Origin of the sequence: Rodentibacter trehalosifermentans, assembly GCF_002000545.1 — a bacterium.
Classification (GTDB): Bacteria; Pseudomonadota; Gammaproteobacteria; order Enterobacterales; family Pasteurellaceae; genus Rodentibacter; species Rodentibacter trehalosifermentans.
Window position 1 is genome coordinate 1 of the sequence record NZ_MLHL01000069.1, and the last position, 20,755, is coordinate 20,755.

Sequence of the window (20,755 nt, forward strand, 5' to 3'; positions counted from 1 at the left end):
GGGGCGGATTGTCAATCAAGGTTTTATCGGGGCGAATGAAAACACACGTATTCATTCCACCCAATCCCTTGAAAACAAAGGCACGGTTTATGCCAAAGGCGAGGTGCAACTTCGCACTAAAAATGCGGATAACAAGCAAGGCACGATTGTAGGTAAACATGTTGATATTCACACCAGCAAACTGGATAACCAAAAACAAACCGATAAAGGCTCACTCATTGTGGCAACGGAAAAAGCCACCATTCAGGCGAAAGATGTGGATAACCGTGGCACAAAATCGAAGGGGGAAAATCCGCAAGGCATTCAATCGGGACAACTGTCTCTCACCGCAGACATACTGAATAACCAACAAGGTAGCATCAATATGGGTGAAGAAGGCGTGATTAAAACGACTGTCTTTAACAATCAACAAGGCGATGTGATTTCAAGTGGTGCATTGGTGCTTGAAGGCAATAAAGCTTTAAGTGTGGTCGATAACAAAGAAGGTCGCTTGCATGCGGATAAATCCCTTAAACTCACGACGAAAAGCTTAGTGGATGAAGGCAATATCAGCTCGAAAGGTGATGCAGAAATTGCATTAAAAGATGGGCTTAACTTAAAAAATGCCTTTAAAGTGGATGGCACCTTGCGTTTTTCAACAGAAGGCAAGCTCACAAATCACAGTGCACTTCGTATTGGTGAAGCGGCAATCATTCAAGCGGCTGAAGTGGAAAATGTGAAAGAGGCCGAAATTTCGGCAAATCGCACACAAATTTCGACCGCACTTTTGACGAACCGTGGCTTAATTGATGGTGTGCTGACTGTAGCAAAAGCGTTGACCATTAATAACCTTGGCTTTGGACGTATTTATGGTGAGCATATCGCCTTACAGGGTGACAGTTTAAATAACTTGGAAGAAGGAAATAAGGCAGCGGTTATTGCAGCGCGGGAACGCTTAGATATTGGCGTAGATAAAGTGTTAAACCGAAATGAAAGCACTCTCTTAAGTATGGGCAAGATTTATGTAGGTAAGGCACTGGATGATAGTCACCAAGTTATAGGGAAATCGGCTTATGTTCACAATTACAATGGTCTGATTGAAGCGTTAAATCTTTACGATACGGCTAAAACGAATGCAATGAGTTTTAATACCGATTCAGTCGAAAATAAACACTTTTTCCTAAAAACAGAAAATGTGGATACCTCTTCTACGCCAATTTTTGAGTATCGCATTGGCAAGGATTCTACCATCTATGATAAAACCGCTGGGGTTTATAAAGTTAAACAGGATAATAAAAGTAGTTTTGGGGGATTAAATAAGAAAGTGAAGAACCTTTATCACATTCACTCACCGGATGGAAAAATTGAAAGCGATAACTGGCATGAATATAACTACATTCGTACCATCAATGAAACGGTGGTGCTTGACCCGGAATATCAAGAGGGCAAAATTTTTAGTGGTGGTGGCATTAACTTTAATGATGCCAGTGTAGATAACCAAGACAGTAAAATTATTGCCGGAGGGATAATTGAGGTTTCTGAAGGGCAATTAAATCAATCTGAATTTAAAGGTCGCACTATTATCACGGATAAGGGACTCGTCACTGCCTTTTATAAAGGTCGTGCTTGTGCCAAAAAAGTCTTGGGTAAATGTATTGATTATTATGATACGACTAAAAGCGATACCGCTAATCACTTTAAGCAGAGCAAAAGCGTGAAAGACTTAGGCGTGTTGGCTTATAAAGAAAATATGATGCCTGAATTTACCCATCGCAGCGTGGAAAATAAATCGGATGTGAGTGAGGTGGTATTAAATCGCCTGACACAATCCTTGGATAAATCATCACTTTATAATGTTAATCCGGATGCACCAAAGGGTTATGTGATTGAAACCGACCCTCGTTTTGTGAATAAACAAAAATGGTTGAGTTCGGATTATCTGTTCAATGCATTACGCAATGAGCCAAGCAATATACTTAAACGTTTGGGCGATGGTTTCTATGAACAACGCTTGGTGAACGAACAAATCCATCAGTTAACCGGTCGTCGTTATCTTGCCGGTTACCAAAATGATTTAGCGCAATATAAAGGCTTGATGGATAACGGTGTGCGTTATGCAAAACAATTTGATTTAGTGCCGGGGGTAGGTTTAACCGAAAAACAAATGGCAGAGCTTACCAGCGATTTGGTGTGGATGGTGAATAAAGAAATCACCTTACCCAGTGGTAAAACACTCAATGTGTTAACACCTCGGGTTTATTTAGCCGCCAATCGGGTACAAGTGACACCGACCGGCTCGGTGATTTCGGGTGATAGCATTATAGGTAGTGTGACAAATATAACGAATGAAGGGACTATACTTGCAGCTAATCTTGTGAATTTATATGGTAAAGATTTGGAGAATAAAGGTTTGGTATTGGCGAATAATGTCAACCTTAATGCTGAACAAAAATTAGTAAATCTTGGCGGTAAGATAGTCGCGGCAGATAACTTATCACTTTATGGTGGGAAATCGGTGGAGCTTGGCGCAACCACAACGGAAAACTCAAGTCGATTAGGTCGAACTGAAAGCCACAATAAACAGGTAGATCGTCAAAGTGAATTGAGTGTGACAGGTAAGGGGGGCGTATTATCTATTCAAAGTGGTGGCGATATTACTGTGAAAGCGGCGAAGGTGAAATCGGAAGGCTCTGTTGATGTAAATACGAAAGGTAAACTTTCGGTCACGACGGAAAAACAACGCAGCAAAGCATATTATGATTTTAGCGATAACCACCATTATCACTTATCTCAAGAAAATGAAATGGGCACAGTGATTGAAGGTAAAGAAGCGGTACGTTTAGTTGGAGAAAAAGAGGCAATATTTAGTCAAGCAGAGGTGGCGAGTGAGAATGACAAGGTCGTGATAGCGTCTAAAGGCGATGTTCTTATTAAAGAAGGTCGTACCCGTGAACATTTGGATACTCGCCGTCAGCAAACATCTAAAGGGGTTTTGAATAACGTCACCGAAGAAAGGAAACACAAGCACGATTATGAACTGAGCCAAGGTAGTGTTATCAGTGGCAATCGTGTTGAGATTTACGCTCAAGAGGGTAAGGTTAGCGTGCAAGGTTCCGATGTAGTGGGTGATGACAGTTTAACGATACAAGCCAAAAACATTGACATCAAAGAGGCGGAGAACCGAGTTTATTCCGATGATTACTACAGCAAGAAAAAATCGGGGGATACTCAGTGGTGGCATTGGCGTTACCTTTGGTCGCCAAAAACAAACCACAGAAGCTGACCAAACCAAGCATTACGCCGCTGGTTCACAAGTGGGGAGCTTAAAGGGCGATACCACCCTCATTGCAGAGAATCATTACACCCAAACGGCAAGTGCAGTGAGTAGTGTAAAAGGGGAGGTGAATATTCTCGCCAAGCAAGTGAACATTCAAGCCGCAAGCGACAAATACGAAACCCACACCAAACAAACCTTTGAGCAAAAAGGCTTAACACTAGCCATCACTTCACCGATTCTCTCCGCGCTTCAAGCAGTGCAAAGTGCGGTCAAATCTGCCGATAAAGTGGGCAAGAGCAAAAATGACCGAGTGAATGCGATGGCGGCAGCGAATGCGGGGATGGACGTTTATCGTGCGGGACAAGCGGTAGGTCAGGCAGGAAAAGCCCTTCAAGATGCGATGGGAGAGGGTGGCGTAGATTCCGTGGTGGGAGTTCAAATCACCTACGGACAACAAAAAAGTGTCAATCAAACCCATACAGCAGGAAAAACGGCTGCCACCGCCCAAGTGAATGCGGGAGGCAAGGTGAAGATTGTGGCGACAGGCGCAGGGAAAGCGTCTGATATTCACATCAACGGTGCGGATGTTTCAGGCAAGGGCGGAACCCATCTGATTGCGGACAACGATATCAACCTCAGCCCGGCAGAACAGCAGCACAAAGAACGCAGCACCCATCAATCGAGAGGTGTGAATGTGGGGGCGGCAATTAAAGTGAGCAATGGTGCGGCAGCCGGAGTGACATTGGGCGGTCACTATGGCAAAGGTTACGGCAATGGTGATGAGAAAACCTATGTGGCAAGCCATGTGGGGGATGCGAATAGCCAAACGACCCTCAATGCGGGGGGCGATGTGAATATTATAAACAGCCAAGTGAAAGGAAACCGCGTCAGTCTCAATAGCGAGAATCTCAACATAGCGAGCCTGCAAGACACGGCGACTTACACAGGCAAACAAATGAACGTGGCAGGGAGTGTGACGGTGGGCTATGGGGTTAGCGCAGGGGGGAGCTATAGCCAATCGAAAATCAATGCCGACTACGCCGGTGTGAATGAGCAAGCAGGGATTTATGCGGGGGATGAGGGTTATCACATCAATGTGAACAACCACACGGATTTAAAAGGGGCAATTGTCACCTCTAGCCAACAAGCGGAAGATGAAAACAAAAACCGCTTTAGCACAGGTACTCTCAGTCACAGCGATATAGAAAACTACTCGAATTACAGCGGTTCAAGTTTTGGGGTGAGTGGCAGTGTCGCCGCAAATTTTGAGACACCGTTTGGGGAGGATGGTAAACCACAAAGTACCAAACAGATGGTTAATGAAGATGGTGAAAAACTTTATAAAACTTCAAGTGGAGATGTTACTACTGAAGTCGTGACAAACGGAAAAGAAAATAAAGCTATACCAGAAAAAGGATTAGACTCCTTAGATGGAAATTTATCCGTAGGAATTGGACAACATAAATCAAGTCAGAGTAGTTTAACTAAATCGGGTATAAACTCTAATAATATTAAGATTCTAGATGAAAAAGTACAATTTGAAAAAACAGGTAAAACAGCAGAAGAAACAAAAGCTGAGATCAAAACGGAGGTAACAGCAAAGATTGCAGTACAGCATTCTGGAAAGTTGGAAAATCGTTTTGATAAAGATGAAGTTTTAAAAGAAATCAAGCTTCAAGCTGAGGTAACGAAAAATTTTATTGATAATGCTCAAGAGATAAAAGATAAAGTAATAGATCATTATCAGGAACCTAAACGAAAAGAATTGCGTCAGGCAATTACAGATTTCCACAATGCAAAAGTTGAGGATAAAGCTAAATATGAAGAAAAAATTGATGAAATTATCAAAGATATTTATGCTCTTGAGCATATCCGTACTGGATTAGATTTAGCTACAGGTATTGTTGCTGGTTCACCTAAAGTTATGTCAGCAAAAACGTTGATTTCGGTGATTGATACAGAAACAAGACGAGAATCACTGAAGAATTCGTTGCTTGCACCACCAGTAGAAGACGTTAATGATGGAGGAAAACTTTATAGTAATGTTGGGTATAACTCAGGTGCTTTTGACGGTGTAAAACTAGGAGGTGTACGAATGAATTATGGGATCATCTGTGGATCTAATAATCAACGTTGTAAGACAGATAGTGACGGAAATTTAGTTCGTAATGAGAAAGGGCATATTGTTTATATTGGAAATCAAGAAACTAATACTCACCTGACAGTTGCATCTTTATTAAATGATAAAAAAGAATCCGGAGCATTATTCGGAGCGACAGGAGGTTTTCAAGCTATCAAAGGTACTATGTTCGGCCTAGAGTATAAGCCTGGTTCATTTTTAGATAAGTTAACAGAAACCTATGCAGGACAACATGATTTAGTAGGTGGGCAATTATTCTTTTATGATAAAGATGGAAATGGAAGAAGAGACTTAACTCCTCAACAGGCACAATATATTGATTATTTTTCTATTGGTGCTGTAGGGGTGGTAACTCCGACAACAATTCCACACACTCTCCCTATAGAAGTTATGAATTTATTGTTTGGAGTAAGATAATGAAAAAAAATATTTTTATACTAATTACAATATTTATTATCTCAGGTTGTTATTCAATAAAAGAAGATTGCTACCATGGAATGACAACAATTTGTTTTGGTGAACCATACAGTTCTGTGGCTAAGTTTCAGAAGCCTTATAGTTTAGGGCGTACGGATTCTCAACAACGATGGGATGACCTCGTTGCTTGTGGAGCAAAGAGGGGAGATTTAAGTTTACATAGCGCTTGGCGAAAAGCGCTAGAGCCACTTAATAAAGAGCTATTAGAAGAATTATCTAGTAATTTTAGAAAGTGTATGAAAAGCAAAGGTTACGTTTCTATTAATGATTGTGGTCGAAAAAATTCGACCACAGATAAGAGAATATGCAATGAATAACATTTTGGGTGTTTTTTTAAGTTAGCTGTTTGTTAAGTTATAAAGCACACTTGATTTTCAAAGCGTTTTAAAACAGCTTGAGGATTGACCGCACTTTTATTTTTCACACCAACAAATCAGCCGGTTTTAATGCCGGGGTGGCGATTAAAGTGAGCAATGGCGTGGCCGCCGGTGTGACATTAGGTGGTAACTATGTGGTAAGGGTTACGGCAATGGTGATGAGAAAACCTATGTGGCAAGCCATGTGGGGGATGCGAATAGCCAAACGACCCTCAATGCGGGGGGCGATGTGAATATTATAAACAGCCAAGTGAAAGGAAACCGCGTCAGTCTCAATAGCGAGAATCTCAACATAGCGAGCCTGCAAGACACGGCGACTTACAAAGGCAAACAAATGAACGTGGCAGGGAGTGTGACGGTGGGCTATGGGGTTGCTGTAGGGGGGAGCTATAGCCAATCGAAAATCAATGCCGACTACGCCGGTGTGAACGAACAAGCCGGGATTTATGCAGGTGATAATGGTTATGATGTAAACGTTAAAAATAAAGTTTCCTTAACGGGGGGCGCAATACTTTCACAAGCGCCGAAAGAAAAAAATCAGCTCACAGCACAAGATTTTGAATATTCTAATATTCAAAATTATTCCAATGCCAAATCGTCAGCAATGGGGCTGGCGGGAGGTGTATCTTTTGGTCGAGACCAAACTTCTGACGAAGACAAAGAACTCAATGATATTTATCGAAAGGGTAGAGAAGGAGAAACTTTTGACCAAGCTAATCCAAATAAAGCCAATGAATCAGCGGTGAAATTTGGTTTGGGGACGGATGACATCCACAGTACAGATTTGTATGCACTCGCTAAAGTGGGATTAACCAACTTAGCCGGCAATAGCAAGCAAAGTGAAAATCGTCAAAGCACGACCTATTCGGTGATAAGCGAAGGGAATTTCAATATTGGCAGCGATAAAGGCAAAGAAAATATGGAATCCATCAAAAAATCGACTGAACAAGAAAGCAATAAACTTGAAAAAGTGGATTATTCGAAGATGCAGAAGGATGTTGAGCAGGATGTAGCAACAATTCAAGGTTTTGCGAAAAATGTGGCAGGATTTACTGATGAGGCGTATCGGACAATGTTTATAGCAGAACATAGAATGTTTACTCATAAAATAGATCAGAATGGTAAGCCTGTTAAAGACTTGGATATCCTAAATAAAATCAATGAAGAAGCAGATAAAAAAGGAATAAATAGAGAAGTGTATCTTGAGCAACAAAAGGACAAAGGACGTAATATTTATCAATTACATGAGTTATCGGATCAAGAGCGTGATCGACTACAAAAAGTGACTTATATCGATCCGATAACCGGAAAAACTGAAGGTAAATATGTAATCGCCTTTAACGGTATTTTTAATGACCGAAACGCTGCGGCGAAATTTGCCGTGCAGAATTATGTCGCCGGAAAAAATGAGCAATCGGGGGACATTAATAAACGATTATATGGCGGGAGCTATTTTGTTCATCACCCCGAAGCGAATAATAGTTTTTCGGAGCTTTTGATTGCGGGTTATGAAAAGATGTTTGAGGGGGCTTTTGGTAATGTATTAGGCATGGATAATTCTGCCTTACAAGCGGTAGATCTAATGAAGCGGTATGGTAAAGAGGATTTATATCTGGGGTCGCATAGCCGTGGTACATTAACGCTTAGTAATGCGTTAACAGCCTTAAATACCAAAGAAAACCAAGAGAAACAGTTGCTTTCCGGCACTACTATAAAGATGGTCGGACCAGCGGCAGATGTAACGAGAGCAGATAATAAGTTAAGTTTATTACAAACGGGGACTATTCGAGATGAAACCAATGCAAGCGATTCAATCCGCATTGAAAACAATGCATTAGATCCAGTAGGAAGTATGCCAATTTTATTGGGTGGAAATCCAGCGACGACCTCAGAAAATAATCACAATAAAGGTTGGCTAAAAAGAACATTGGATATGTTCAGTGATAAGCATTTATCTGTTCATAATTGTCATGGGTTAAGTCAAAGACAATGCATTAATGATGGCTATAGACAAGAAGGAGATTTACGAATGGGCAATGAACAAACCATTTTTGAGCTAAATAAATCTGAAGGAAAAAGCAAATGAAGCGATTATTGATATTGACAGTAGCGGTTATCTTAATGGGATGCAGAGGTTGGTTTCAGCCACCTAAATCGTATTTTTTTTGGCGATTACATAACTTTAATGATTTGTATCCGAAATCAGATAAGCATGCATTGGTTAAATACGTGGATAGAAAAGAAAAAGATATGTTGGCTTGTGGAATGGATTTTGTTATTGGAGAAAGTGATGATCCGAAGGTGAATCTTTGTATGGAAAGCAAAGGTTGGTATCTAGATGGGGGACCGGTTTGTGAAAATATGGGTATGTGGAGAAGACCTTTGTGTATTCAATGGAGAGCTAAACATAGCAAACCGGATGTTAAACCGTGGGGCTGTAAGGAATATCCGGATTACCCAACTTGCTTGCAAACGGGGTCACAAAGGGAGTAGTAAAACAGCAGAAACGCTGGCGTCAATCAAAACGGATATCACCACTGACAACGCTCAAGCTCAAAGCGGCAAACTTGAAAACCGTTTTGATAAAGACAAGGTGCAAAAAGAGTTAGATTTACAAAGAGAGGTAACACAAGAGTTTGACAAAACCCGACAAGATATAAAACAAGAACTTTATAATATTGCGGATAAAAAGCGTGCAGAAGCGGTTGAAATTCGTAAAAACACTAAGGGAAAAGATGGAAAAAACGGTTATAACACGAAAGAATCATTAGAGTTAGAGCGTCAAGCGGATATGTGGGAAGATGTTGCTTTTGCAACAGATCTTGTTCTTGGCGGGGTATATGGCTGGAGTGATTCAAAAGCGCTGCTCTATACAGGGGCGGCAGCAGGTGTAAACCAATAAGGATGGGGTGTATGTTGTTTATAACAGACCCACAGGGAACTATGTCTCAGAATTAATTTATGCCGGTTATGATAAGCTTAATGATTTAATTGGTGGGCATTTGCCGTTAACAACAGCAGAAAAGGCAAATATTCAATTGTATGATTATGCAAAGAGAAATGGCTATCAATTTGATTTAAGCAATCATAGTCGGGGCGGCTTAACCGCAAGTGTTGCACTTCAAAATGCCAATCGAAATGGGCTAACCAATATTCCGATTCGAGAATCCCGTTTCTTTGGAACGGCAACTCACGTTCAAGATTATAAAAATAACCTCGTTGAAAATAATGGTGGTTATATTTATAAAGATAAGAATGGACATTGGCAATATCGTGATGAAACTGAGGTGAAATCAGCAGTTCACAAGGCAGATTTTGTGGGAAATAAATGGAATTTAGGATTAACCGGATTTAATGAAACCACAGGTGGTGAATGCTTGTTGTGTTATTCTCATAGTAGTTATTATGCGGAAAAACCTAGTGAATATTTGAGAAATGAGAAAGGAGGTTTTATTGATTTAAAAGGAAATGTAGTTTCAGAAGAAAATCAAATTAAAAATCCATATTTTGAGGACTTTAATAAAATTTGGAAATCAACAGAAAATAATATAAATCTGTCTTTACCCAAAAATGTTAAATAATAAAAGGAGTAATTATGAAAGGTAAAATTTTAATTTTAACTAGCATACCTCTTCTAAGTGGTTGTTTAACAAGTGCATTACTATTAAGTTATGGTTATTCTTCTGAAGTTCCGAGAGACTTTTTGAAAGATGATAAAGAGGATTTTATTGATTTAAAAAAAAGGGGGAATAGAGGAAAATCAAGTAGAAAATCCATCTTTACCTAAAAATATTAAATACAAATAGGAGGAGTTGGCATGAAAGTTAATGCTTTAATTTTAATCACTATATTATTTCTAAATAATTGTGCAAGAGAAGGATCTTTTATTGTTAAGTTATGGGATGGATATTATGCAAGGCAAAATACATCTATAGCATTTGCTAAAGAAGAACAGGCATTCTATGATAATGAACCTATAGAGAAAAAAATATTGAGAGAAAAAAATAATAAAAGATGTAATAAAATAATAAATACATTATTTAATAAAAAACAGAAAATCTATGGGGAAGGACAGGTAAATAAAAGCGACATATACGTTCATTGTATGAGAGTTAATCATACACCACTTTATAGAGACATACCCCAAAAGTATGATTGGTTAAAAGATGAAGACGTGAGATTTAAGGATTAGATTTTTTTGAAATATCAATGAATATCCTTGCCCGGCAGGTGAACATTCAATCTGCCGATGACAAATACGAAACCCATACCAAACAAACCTTTGAACAAAAAGGCTTAACGCTTGCGATAACCTCGCCGATTCTCTCCGCATTGCAGGCGGTGCAAAGTGCGGTCAAATCCGGTGAAAAAGTGGGGAAAAGCAAGAATGACCGGGTGAATGCGATGTCTGCGGCAAATGTTGCGATGGATGCTTATCGAGCAGGACAAGCGGTGGGGCAGGCAGGAAAAGCCGTTCAAGATGCCCTGGGCGAAGGCGGAGTGGATTCTGTGGTGGGGGTTCAAATCACTTACGGACAACAAAAAAGTGTCAATCAAACCCATACGGCAGGAAAAACGGCTGCCACCGCCCAAGTGAATGCGGGAGGCAAGGTGAAGATTGTGGCGACAGGCGCAGGGAAAGCGTCCGATATTCACATCAACGGTGCGGATGTTTCAGGCAAGGGTGGAACCCATCTGATTGTGGACAACGATATCAACATCAGCCCGGCAGAACAGCACCACAAAGAACGCAGCACCCATCAATCGAGAGGTGTGAATGTGGGGGCGGCAATTAAAGTGAGCAATGGTGCGGCAGCCGGAGTGACATTGGGCGGTCACTATGGCAAGGGTTACGGCAATGGTGATGAGAAAACCTATGTGGCAAGCCATGTTGGGGATGCGAATAGCCAAACGACCCTCAATTCGGGGGGCGATGTGAATATTATAAACAGCCAAGTGAAAGGAAACCGCGTCAGTCTCAATAGCGAGAATCTCAACATAGCGAGCCTGCAAGACACGGCGACTTACAAAGGCAAACAAATGAACGTGGCAGGGAGTGTGACGGTGGGGGCGGGAGTCGCTGCGAGTGGTTCATTTAATCAATCTAAAACAAGTTTAGATTATGCAAGCGTGAACGAACAAGCCGGGATTTATGCGGGTGATAATGGTTATGATGTAAACGTTAAAAATAAAGTTTCCTTAACGGGGGGCGCAATACTTTCACAAGCGCCGAAAGAAAAAAATCAGCTCACCGCACAAGATTTTGAATATGCCGATATTCAAAATTATTCCAACGCCAAATCGTCATCAATGGGGCTGGCGGGAGGTGTATCTTTTGGTCGAGACCAAACCTCTGACGAAGATAAAGAACGCAATGATGTTTATCGAAAAGGTAGAGAAGGAGAAACCTTTGAGCAAGCAAATCCAAATAAAGCCAATGAATCTGCGGTGAAATTTGGTTTGGGGATGGATGACATCCACAGTACAGATTTGTATGCACTCGCTAAAGTGGGATTAACCAACTTAGCCACCAATAGCAAGCAAAGTGAAAATCGTCAAAGCACGACCTATTCGGTGATAAGCGAAGGGAATTTCAATATTGGCAGCGATAAAGGCAAAGAAAATATGGAATCCATCAAAAAATCGACTGAGCAAGAAAGCAATAAACTTGAAAAAGTGGATTATTCGAAGATGCAGAAGGATGTTGAGCAAGATGTAGAAACCATTCAAGGTTTTGCGAAAAATGTGGCAGGATTTACTGATGAGGCGTATCGAAGTCAGTTTATTGCTGAACATCGATTAATGACATTTGAACTGAATGAACGAGGAGAACCTATAGTAGATAAAGAGCGAGAAGATGTGTTAAAGGCACAAGCAAAAGCAATGTATGAAAAATTAAAACCTCAAGATCAATCTGAAAAAGAATTTATTGCTAAATACATTAAAGAGAACCCTTTAGGCATAAATATTTATAAATTAAGAGAAGTGTCCGATCAGGAAAGAGTAGCATTTAAATTAACAAAATTCTTTGATCAAGAAACGAAGACGGAGAAACAAGGAATTGCTGTGATGTTTAATGGCATATTAAATAATTTACAAGCGGCAGCCAAATATGCTACGCAAAATTATATTGTGGATAAAGACGGAAATAAAATTTATCAGAATCTTTATTTTGTGCATAATCCAGAAGCCAATAATGCATTGTCGGAATTAATGGTTGCTTTTTATCAGAAAAATATGGAAGGAGCAATTGGGGGACTTGGTAATTCAACAGTTCAAGCTAAAAACATCATGGCACAGTATGGTAAACAAAATCTTTATGTAGGTGCGCATAGTCGAGGAACATTGACGGTAGATAATGCCCTCAATGCGCTTGATAAGGATAAAAATAACACAGGATTGTTATCAGGAACAACGATAAAAATGGTTGGACCGGCAGCAAACGTTGAAAAAGCAGATGAGCGTTTGGCAAGATTACAAGGCATTAATAATGGTAGAATGAGTGCGGAAGGTTCAATTATTTTTGAAAATAATAAGTACGATAGTGTAGGTAGCCTTATTGGACGTAATCCATATACCAATGAAGAGACTAAATCAGGAAAACTAAAAATGATTTGGGACCTTTTCTTCGGTGCTACCTCTCCGCATAATTGTTCAGGCATTGGTAATGTACAATGTGTAAAGGATGGTTATAGAAAAGATCAACAAATGAATCTTGAAAGACGGATTTATGATTTGAATAAAAAAAGTAATAAGGAGTAATATATGAAATTGATAATCCTTTTATTTTCAACTTTTTTACTTAATGGGTGTTTTTTATTTATGCATAAATGTGATTCATTAACAGGCTGGTGTTCTAGTAGTAATTCACCTAGTTTACATGAATATGATTCATGGTATAGCAGTATTGAGGTTGATAATCTAAAAAGAAATAGTATTTTGACATTACCTTATAAAATAATAGAAGTGGAGAATAACAAAAAGAAAGACATACTAGAATCTTGTGGTATTGAACCTTACGATGGTTCTTTAATAAAGGGAAGTTCCCTTGAGAATGCTAGGATTTGTGTGTATAAAAAAGGCTTATGTTCTAGTAGGAAAGGTGTTTATTCATGTAATTTCAGCCAATGATGTGCTCACCAACACTAAAGGAGACATTCAAAACAGTGGTGTTATTGCCGGGCGTAACCTCACACATTTGAGTGCGAACAACATTGAAAATTTAGGTGGAAGTCTGCAAGGTCGGGATTTATATCTGTTTGCAAAAAATCGCCTTGATAATTTAGGTGGTGTATTGAAGGCGAGTGAAAACCTCGTAGGCAGTGCCCAAAATATCAATATTGAAAGCACCCTGTCCGAGACGGCAGATAATGGGCGTTTTAAACACCGAAATATTGATAGAATTGCTTCTATTCAGGTAGGCGATGAGGCACATCGTGGAAAGGTGAGCCTTTATGCCAAAGAATCCTTAACGGTGAAAGGTGCAAATACCAGTGTGAAAGGTGATGTGGATTTCCAAGCCGGCGATAAACTCAATTTTGGCACGGTGGAAACTGAAAACAAACAGCACTATATCAAAGACCGTGATAACTATTATAAGCTCGACCAAAAAAACGAGGTAGGTAATCAATTTAACCTCGAGGGTAACAGCCGTTTTGTGGGCAAAAGTGCGGTCGAAATGCGAGGTATTTCAGCAAGTAGCCAGGGCAAAATGCAAGTGTTATCTGAAGGTGATATTCATATTGAAGAAAGTCGTCAGCAGGAAAGGCTTTCAGAGGGGATAAAATGGACGAAACGTGGCGTGCTTCAGTCTAAAACCGAAATTCGCCGCCATATCCATAGCTACGATTTAGCCGAAGGTTCAAATTTAGATGCAGACAATATCACTCTCCACTCCAGCTATGGTAATGTGAACATACAAGGCTCCAATGTTGTTGCTGAAAACGGCTTAACGATACAAGCGAAAAACATCGACATCAAGGAAGCCGAAAACCGGGTGTATTCAGAAGATTTTTACAGCAAGAAAAAATCCGGGTTATTGAGTGGTGGGATAGGCATTACTTTAGGTCGCCAAAAACAAACCACAGAAGCCGACCAAACCAAGCATTACGCCGCTGGTTCACAAGTGGGGAGCTTAAAGGGCGATACTGCCCTCATTGCAGAGAATCATTACACCCAAACGGCAAGTGCAGTGAGTAGTGTAAAAGGGGAGGTGAATATTCTCGCCAAGCAAGTGAACATTCAAGCCGCAAGCGACAAATACGAAACTCACACCAAACAAACCTTTGAGCAAAAAGGCTCAACACTAGCCATCACTTCGCCGATTCTCTCCGCGCTTCAAGCGGTGCAAAGTGCGGTCAAATCTGCCGATAAAGTGGGCAAGAGCAAAAATGACCGAGTGAATGCGATGGCGGCAGCGAATGCGGGGATGGACGTTTATCGTGCGGGACAAGCGGTAGGTCAGGCAGGAAAAGCCCTTCAAGATGCGATGGGAGAGGGTGGCGTAGATTCCGTGGTGGGAGTTCAAATCACCTACGGACAACAAAAAAGTGTCAATCAAACCCATACAGCAGGAAAAACGGCTGCCACCGCCCAAGTGAATGCGGGAGGCAAGGTGAAGATTGTGGCGACAGGCGCAGGGAAAGCGTCTGATATTCACATCAACGGTGCGGATGTTTCAGGCAAGGGCGGAACCCATCTGATTGCGGACAACGATATCAACCTCAGCCCGGCAGAACAGCACCACAAAGAACGCAGCACCCATCAATCGAGAGGTGTGAATGTGGGGGCGGCAATTAAAGTGAGCAATGGTGCGGCAGCCGGAGTGACATTGGGCGGTCACTATGGCAAGGGTTACGGCAATGGTGATGAGAAAACCTATGTGGCAAGCCATGTTGGGGATGCGAATAGCCAAACGACCCTCAATTCGGGGGGCGATGTGAATATTATAAACAGCCAAGTGAAAGGAAACCGCGTCAGTCTCAATAGCGAGAATCTCAACATAGCGAGCCTGCAAGACACGGCGACTTACAAAGGCAAACAAATGAACGTGGCAGGGAGTGTGACGGTGGGCTATGGGGTTGCTGTAGGGGGGAGCTATAGCCAATCGAAAATCAATGCAGACTACGCCGGTGTGAACGAACAAGCCGGGATTTATGCGGGGGATGAGGGTTATCACATCAATGTGAACAACCACACGGATTTAAAAGGGGCAATTGTCACCTCTAGCCAACAAGCGGAAGATGGCGCCAAAAACCGCTTTAGCACAGGCACTCTCAGTCACAGCGATATAGAAAACCACTCGAATTACAGCGGTTCAAGTTTTGGGGTGAGTGGCAGTGTGGCGATGAATTTTGAGACACCGCTTAAAGAGGGGGCTGCACAAAGTAGTAAACAAGCCACCGACAAAAACGGCAACCCGCTTTATACGGATAGCCAAGGCAACACCACGGTCAATGCCACCAATGCGGATGGTTCAACCAACAAAGTGAAAGCGGCAGAAGGGCTTGCATCTCTTCAAGCTGACTATGGAATGGGTTATGGCTCGGACAAAGACAACCAAAGCAGCATAACTAAAAGCGGTATCAACACCCAAAATATCACCATCAAAGATGAAGCTGCACAACAACGCCTAACCGGCAAAACCGCAGCAGAAACCATCGCCGACATTAAAACGGACATCACCACGGACAATGCACAAGCACAAGCGCAAAGTGGTAAGCTAGATAATCGTTTTGATAAAGACAAGGTGCAAAAAGAGCTGGATTTACAACGTGAAGTGACGGAATCTTTTGGCAAGACCGTGACTGAAACCGGCACCTTGATTGCAGACAAAGTGAGCGAAGCGGCACGCAAGAAAAAATACGAAGCCGCGGTTAAACTGGAACAAGCACAAAACGCGTTAAAAGAAAACGACAGCGAAACCAACCGCACTTTGCTCAGCCAAGCCAAAGCCAACTTTGACAGCGCAAACAAAGAAGCGAAAGAATGGGAAACGGGCGGTAGCCAACGTAGAATTTTAGATTCTGCGCTCAACGTACTCAGCACTGCCCTTGGTGGCAGACCGGTAGCGGAAGTGATTGCATCAGGATTATCGCCAACAGTGAACTACCAAATCAAAGAAGCGACCACGGATAAAAACGGCAACGTCAACACCACGCTTAACCTCACCGCTCACGCCCTTTGGGGGGCGGTGGAAGCCTACGCCGGCAACCGCAACGTGGCAGCAGGGGCAGCCGGAGCCGTGACAGGCGAAGCTGCCGCAAACATTATCGCTGAAACCTTATACGACAAATCCCCAAATCAGCTCAGTCAAGAGGAAAAACTCACTGTCTCCGCCTTAAGCCAAGTGGCAGCGGGGATTGCGGGTGGTACAGTGGCAAATAGTTCTGATGGCGCCATCATCGCTGCGAAGACGGCGAAGGAGGCGGTGGAGAATAATGCTGAAGTGCCGATATTTGGTAATGTAACGCCTGAAATATTCCCGCAGGCTCAAGGTGAGGCTAAACTTGTCGAAGTGAAAACTGAAATTGATAAAATGATACGTGAAGAACATCCTATTGTAATGCAAACTTTCGATGGGCTTTACGCTATTGTGAGTGCCACTGGTAAAGTTATCTATGTGACACGTGAGGTCGCGATGGAAGTTGTTCCAATGCTTGTTGCGCCAGAGGTTGCAGGCGCATTAAAACTTGGAAAAGCCGTTCAATTTGTGGCAACCCATCCTCGTGTGGTGACGTTATCTGAAAAGGCGGTGGAGGGTATTTCAAAAGCAGCGACCAGTGCGAAATCATTTATGACACCGGGACAAGTTGAAGTTGTGAAAACGAGCGTTCAAGGTATTCAAAATGCTGTGCAACCTTTAAGTAAAATGACCGCTGAACAGTATGCCAAGCAAGCTGCAATTGGAACTGCAGCTGGTGCAACAGCGCAGTATGTAGTAAATGGTGAGGTGAATACTAATAACACACTAAAAACAGGGTTGATGGCACCGTATATGCTAAATCTTCCGGCTGGAATGGCAGTGTTAATTGGTTCGATTGATACAGCAATCTCCGCTGCATCAGAGGGTAAATCACAATTAAATGAACAGGTAAACTATGCTCAAGGTACTACACTTGGTTCTATTGTTGAAAAAATGGCACCAGAGCCATTAAAGCCGATGGCTCCTTATTTAGGATTCATTTCAGGTGAATTTATGAATCAATTCTTGAATTATGAAAATAAAAAAGGAGATAAAAAATAATGATCTTTTTAATTTCATTTAAAAATTCTTTTCTTATGTTGCTGGGCTTGCAATTAATGGTTTATATAAATAGGTTTTTTTCTAAGGGAGAAATAGATCAATTTGAATTTTTTATAGATAAAGGCTATTTGTACCTTTGCTTGAGGGTTTGGGCTGCTTTATTTATAATTTATGTATCTGGTTATTTTATAGCGGGGAAGTATAAATAATTAGTTAAAATATAAAGTGCGGTTAATTTTTAAGGTTTGAACACTTAAAATGATCGCACTTTCTTATTATTGTGAAACTGAAATCCGCCGTCACAACCACAACTATGATTTAGCGTAAGGACACCACCTATGTAGCAAGCCATGTGGGAGATAGCCATAGCCAAACTACCGTGATGGCAGGTGGCGATGCGAACCTTATCGGCAGCCAATTAAAAGGCAAGCGTGTGGAGCTTGATGCACAAAACCTTAACATCGAAAGCCTACAAGATAAATCCACCTACAAAGGCAAACAAATGAACGTGGCAGGCAGTGTCACGGTGGGTTACGGCTTTGCCGCAAGTGGCAGTTACAGCCAATCGAAAATCAATGCCGACCATGCGAGCGTGAATGAACAGGCAGGGATTTATGCGGGGGATGAGGGGTATAACATCAATGTAAACAACCACACGGATTTAAAAGGCGCGATTATCACCTACACGCAAAAAGCAGAAGACGAAAACAAAAACCGCTTCAGCACAGGTACACTTAGCCATAGCGATATAGAAAACCGCTCTAATTACAGCGGTTCAAGTTTTGGGGTAAGTGGCAGTGTGGCGATGAATTTTGAGACACCGCTTAAAGAGGGGGCTGCACAAAGTAGTAAACAAGCCCAAAATGAACATGGTCAGCCTCTTTATAAAGATGGAAATATCACGACAACGAAAACAAACAAACCGATACCGGCTCAAGGTTGGGATTCTCTTGAAGTGGGACATAGCATTGGCTATGGCTCAGACAAAGAGAGTCAACGCAGTATTACGAAAAGTGGCATCAACACGAAGAACCTCCTCATCAAAGAGGAAACGGAACAACTCAACCGCACAGGCAAAACCGCCGCAGAAACGCTGGCGTCAATCAAAACGGACATCACCACTGACAATGCTCAAGCTCAAAGCGGCAAACTTGAAAACCGTTTTGATAAAGAGAAGGTGCAAAAAGAGTTGGATTTACAAAGAGAGATAACGCAGGAATTTGACAAAACCCGACAAAATATTAAACAAGAGCTTTACAATATTGCAGATAAAAAGCGTACAGAAGCCGTTGAGATTCGTAAAAATACCAAAGGGAAGGATGGAAAAAATGGTTATAACACGAAAGAATCATTAGAGTTAGAACGTCAAGCGAATATATGGGAGGATGTCTCTCTTGCTACAGATATTGTTCTTGGCGGATTATATGGCTGGGGTAATTCAAAAGCGTTGCTCTATACAGGTTCAGCAGCAAGTGTAACCCCTTTTGTTCATGCGGCATTCTCACCTAAACAGATTTGGGAAACGAAATGTAAGCAAGATTCATTATACTGTGCCGATAAGAATATGGACGGCTCAGCTAGACCGACTGAACCGGGCAAGGCTCAGATAGGCTACAAACGACAAATTTTTGATATTTCAGAGATAAAACCAAGTAATTCAAATAATGTTATTACCATTTCTAATAACGGTATTTTGAATCCACTTGATGATGCATTGAAAAATGCTATTAAACAAAATAAATGGGAAATCAATAAGGATGGGGTGTATGTTGTTTATAACAGACCCACAGGGAACTATGTCTCGGAATTAATTTATGCCGGTTATGATAAGCTTAATGATTTAATCGGTGGTCGTTTGCCATTAACAACAGCAGAAAAGGCAAATATTCAATTGTATGATTATGCAAAGAGAAATGGCTATCAAATTGATTTAAGCAATCATAGTCGGGGCGGGTTAACCGCAAGTGTTGCACTTCAAAATGCCAATCGAAATGGGCTAACCAATATTCCGATTCGAGAATCCCGTTTCTTTGGAACAGCAACCCACGTTCAGGATTATAAAAATAACCTTGTAAAAAACAATGGTGGTTATGTTTATAAGGATAAAAATGGGTATTGGCAACGTCGTGATGAGACTGAAGTGAAATCAGCGGTTCACAAATCAGATTTTGTGGGAAATAAATGGAATTTAGGATTAACCGGATTTAATGAAACCACAGGTGGTGAATGCTTGTTGTGTTATTCTCATAGTAGTTATTTTGCAGAAACTCCTAGTAGTGAGTTGAGAGATGATAACGGAAAATTAATTGATCTTAAAGGCAATCAAATTAAAGAAGGAAAAGGAACAAATAATCCATATTATATAGACTTTTTAGATAAATGGGGGAATGATACAAATAACTCATCATTACCGTTAATTATTAGAAATAGAGAGGTGCAGAAAAATGATAAATAAAAAAACATTAATTTTTCCTCTTATATTTATTCTAACTTCCTGTTTTTCTGAAAGAAGTTATTTTGTTAGATATTGGAATGGTGATGTTATAAGAGAATTAACACATAATGAAAAAATGGCTATGGATTTTTGTACTCAAAAGACTTCTCATATGTCTAGAAAAACGATTGAAGATAGGAATATTGCAAATAAAGCTCATTTGGAATGTATATCTGAATATATTAATAATAAATAGAATTATTGGTATTGCCTAAATGATAATGGTAATTCTATAAATTTAAAAGGAGAGAATGCCTCAAGGTTTGAACAGTCTGATAATGAATATTTTAATGATATTTGGAAAGGAAAAGGATTTAACCCATCTTTACCTAAAAAAGGCAAACAAATGAACATGGCAGGGATTTATGCGGGGGATGAGGGTTATCACATCAATGTGAACAACCACACGGATTTAAAAGGAGCAATCATCACCTCCACTCAACAAGCGGAAGATGAAAACAAAAACCGCTTTAGCACAGGCACTCTCAGTCATAGCGATATAGAAAACCACTCGAATTACAGTGGTTCAAGTTTTGGGGTGAGTGGTAATGTCGCGATGAATTTTGAGACACCGTTTAAAGAAGGTGCACCACAAAGTAGCAAGCAAGCCACGGATAAAAACGGCAATCCTCTTTATACGGACAACCAAGGCAATGCTACGATAAATGCAACTAATGCCGATGGTTCGAGCAACAAAATGAAAGCATCAGAAGGCTGGGCATCATTAGACACTTCAATTGGCGTAGGTGTTGGTTGGGATAAAGAA

The 20,755-nt window shown here is 41.0% G+C and carries 12 protein-coding genes and 3 pseudogenes; all 15 read left to right on the plus strand.

The genetic code is table 11. From position 1 onward, the window contains the following. Positions 1 to 5,021, plus strand: a pseudogene (locus BKK52_RS14265) (hemagglutinin repeat-containing protein); the annotation flags it as partial. A 791-nt stretch (positions 5,022 to 5,812) separates the two neighbouring features. Next, entirely contained in the window at positions 5,813 to 6,190 is a 378-nt protein-coding gene (locus tag BKK52_RS11285) for a hypothetical protein (RefSeq protein ID WP_077473637.1), read from the plus strand. A gap of 77 nt (positions 6,191 to 6,267) precedes the next feature. Further along, positions 6,268 to 6,483, plus strand: a complete 216-nt coding sequence (locus tag BKK52_RS13690; RefSeq protein WP_165688448.1) for a hypothetical protein — start codon at positions 6,268 to 6,270, stop codon at positions 6,481 to 6,483. Beyond that, positions 6,423 to 8,336: a hemagglutinin repeat-containing protein gene (locus BKK52_RS11290; protein ID WP_077473636.1), complete on the plus strand. Its 1,914-nt coding sequence runs from the start codon at positions 6,423 to 6,425 to the stop codon at positions 8,334 to 8,336. The genes BKK52_RS13690 and BKK52_RS11290 overlap by 61 nt, the downstream gene beginning before the upstream one ends. Beyond that, a complete protein-coding gene (locus BKK52_RS13410; protein ID WP_122983410.1) occupies positions 8,333 to 8,743 on the plus strand; it encodes a hypothetical protein in 411 nt (136 codons plus the stop codon). Before BKK52_RS11290 ends, BKK52_RS13410 begins: the two co-directional genes overlap by 4 nt. Further along, positions 8,670 to 9,152, plus strand: a complete 483-nt coding sequence (locus BKK52_RS13415) for a hypothetical protein (protein ID WP_131826450.1) — start codon at positions 8,670 to 8,672, stop codon at positions 9,150 to 9,152. The genes BKK52_RS13410 and BKK52_RS13415 overlap by 74 nt, the downstream gene beginning before the upstream one ends. Positions 9,153 to 9,159: 7 nt before the next feature. Next, positions 9,160 to 9,831, plus strand: coding sequence for a hypothetical protein (locus BKK52_RS11305; RefSeq protein WP_077478708.1), 672 nt, complete (start codon positions 9,160 to 9,162; stop codon positions 9,829 to 9,831). A gap of 14 nt (positions 9,832 to 9,845) precedes the next feature. Further along, positions 9,846 to 10,037 carry a hypothetical protein gene (locus BKK52_RS11310; protein WP_077478709.1) on the plus strand — a complete coding sequence of 64 codons (192 nt, stop codon included), beginning with the start codon at positions 9,846 to 9,848 and terminating at the stop codon, positions 10,035 to 10,037. A 30-nt stretch (positions 10,038 to 10,067) separates the two neighbouring features. Beyond that, positions 10,068 to 10,442, plus strand: coding sequence for a hypothetical protein (locus BKK52_RS11315; protein WP_077478710.1), 375 nt, complete (start codon positions 10,068 to 10,070; stop codon positions 10,440 to 10,442). A 17-nt stretch (positions 10,443 to 10,459) separates the two neighbouring features. Then, the gene (locus tag BKK52_RS11320) at positions 10,460 to 13,012 is read left to right on the plus strand and encodes a hemagglutinin repeat-containing protein (RefSeq protein WP_077478711.1); all 2,553 of its coding nucleotides are present in this window, start codon (positions 10,460 to 10,462) and stop codon (positions 13,010 to 13,012) included. A gap of 3 nt (positions 13,013 to 13,015) precedes the next feature. Then, a complete protein-coding gene (locus BKK52_RS13420; protein WP_143531419.1) occupies positions 13,016 to 13,381 on the plus strand; it encodes a hypothetical protein in 366 nt (121 codons plus the stop codon). Next, positions 13,353 to 17,495 (plus strand): hemagglutinin repeat-containing protein, encoded by a 4,143-nt coding sequence (locus BKK52_RS11325; RefSeq protein WP_244160244.1) that lies wholly within the window; start codon positions 13,353 to 13,355, stop codon positions 17,493 to 17,495. The genes BKK52_RS13420 and BKK52_RS11325 overlap by 29 nt, the downstream gene beginning before the upstream one ends. Positions 17,496 to 17,823: 328 nt before the next feature. After that, a pseudogene (locus tag BKK52_RS11335) lies at positions 17,824 to 19,950 on the plus strand (hemagglutinin repeat-containing protein); the annotation flags it as partial. Further along, positions 19,940 to 20,185 (plus strand): hypothetical protein, encoded by a 246-nt coding sequence (locus tag BKK52_RS11340; RefSeq protein ID WP_077478714.1) that lies wholly within the window; start codon positions 19,940 to 19,942, stop codon positions 20,183 to 20,185. The pseudogene BKK52_RS11335 and the gene BKK52_RS11340, both read left to right, overlap by 11 nt. A gap of 150 nt (positions 20,186 to 20,335) precedes the next feature. Continuing rightward, a pseudogene (locus BKK52_RS11345) lies at positions 20,336 to 20,755 on the plus strand (hypothetical protein); the annotation flags it as partial.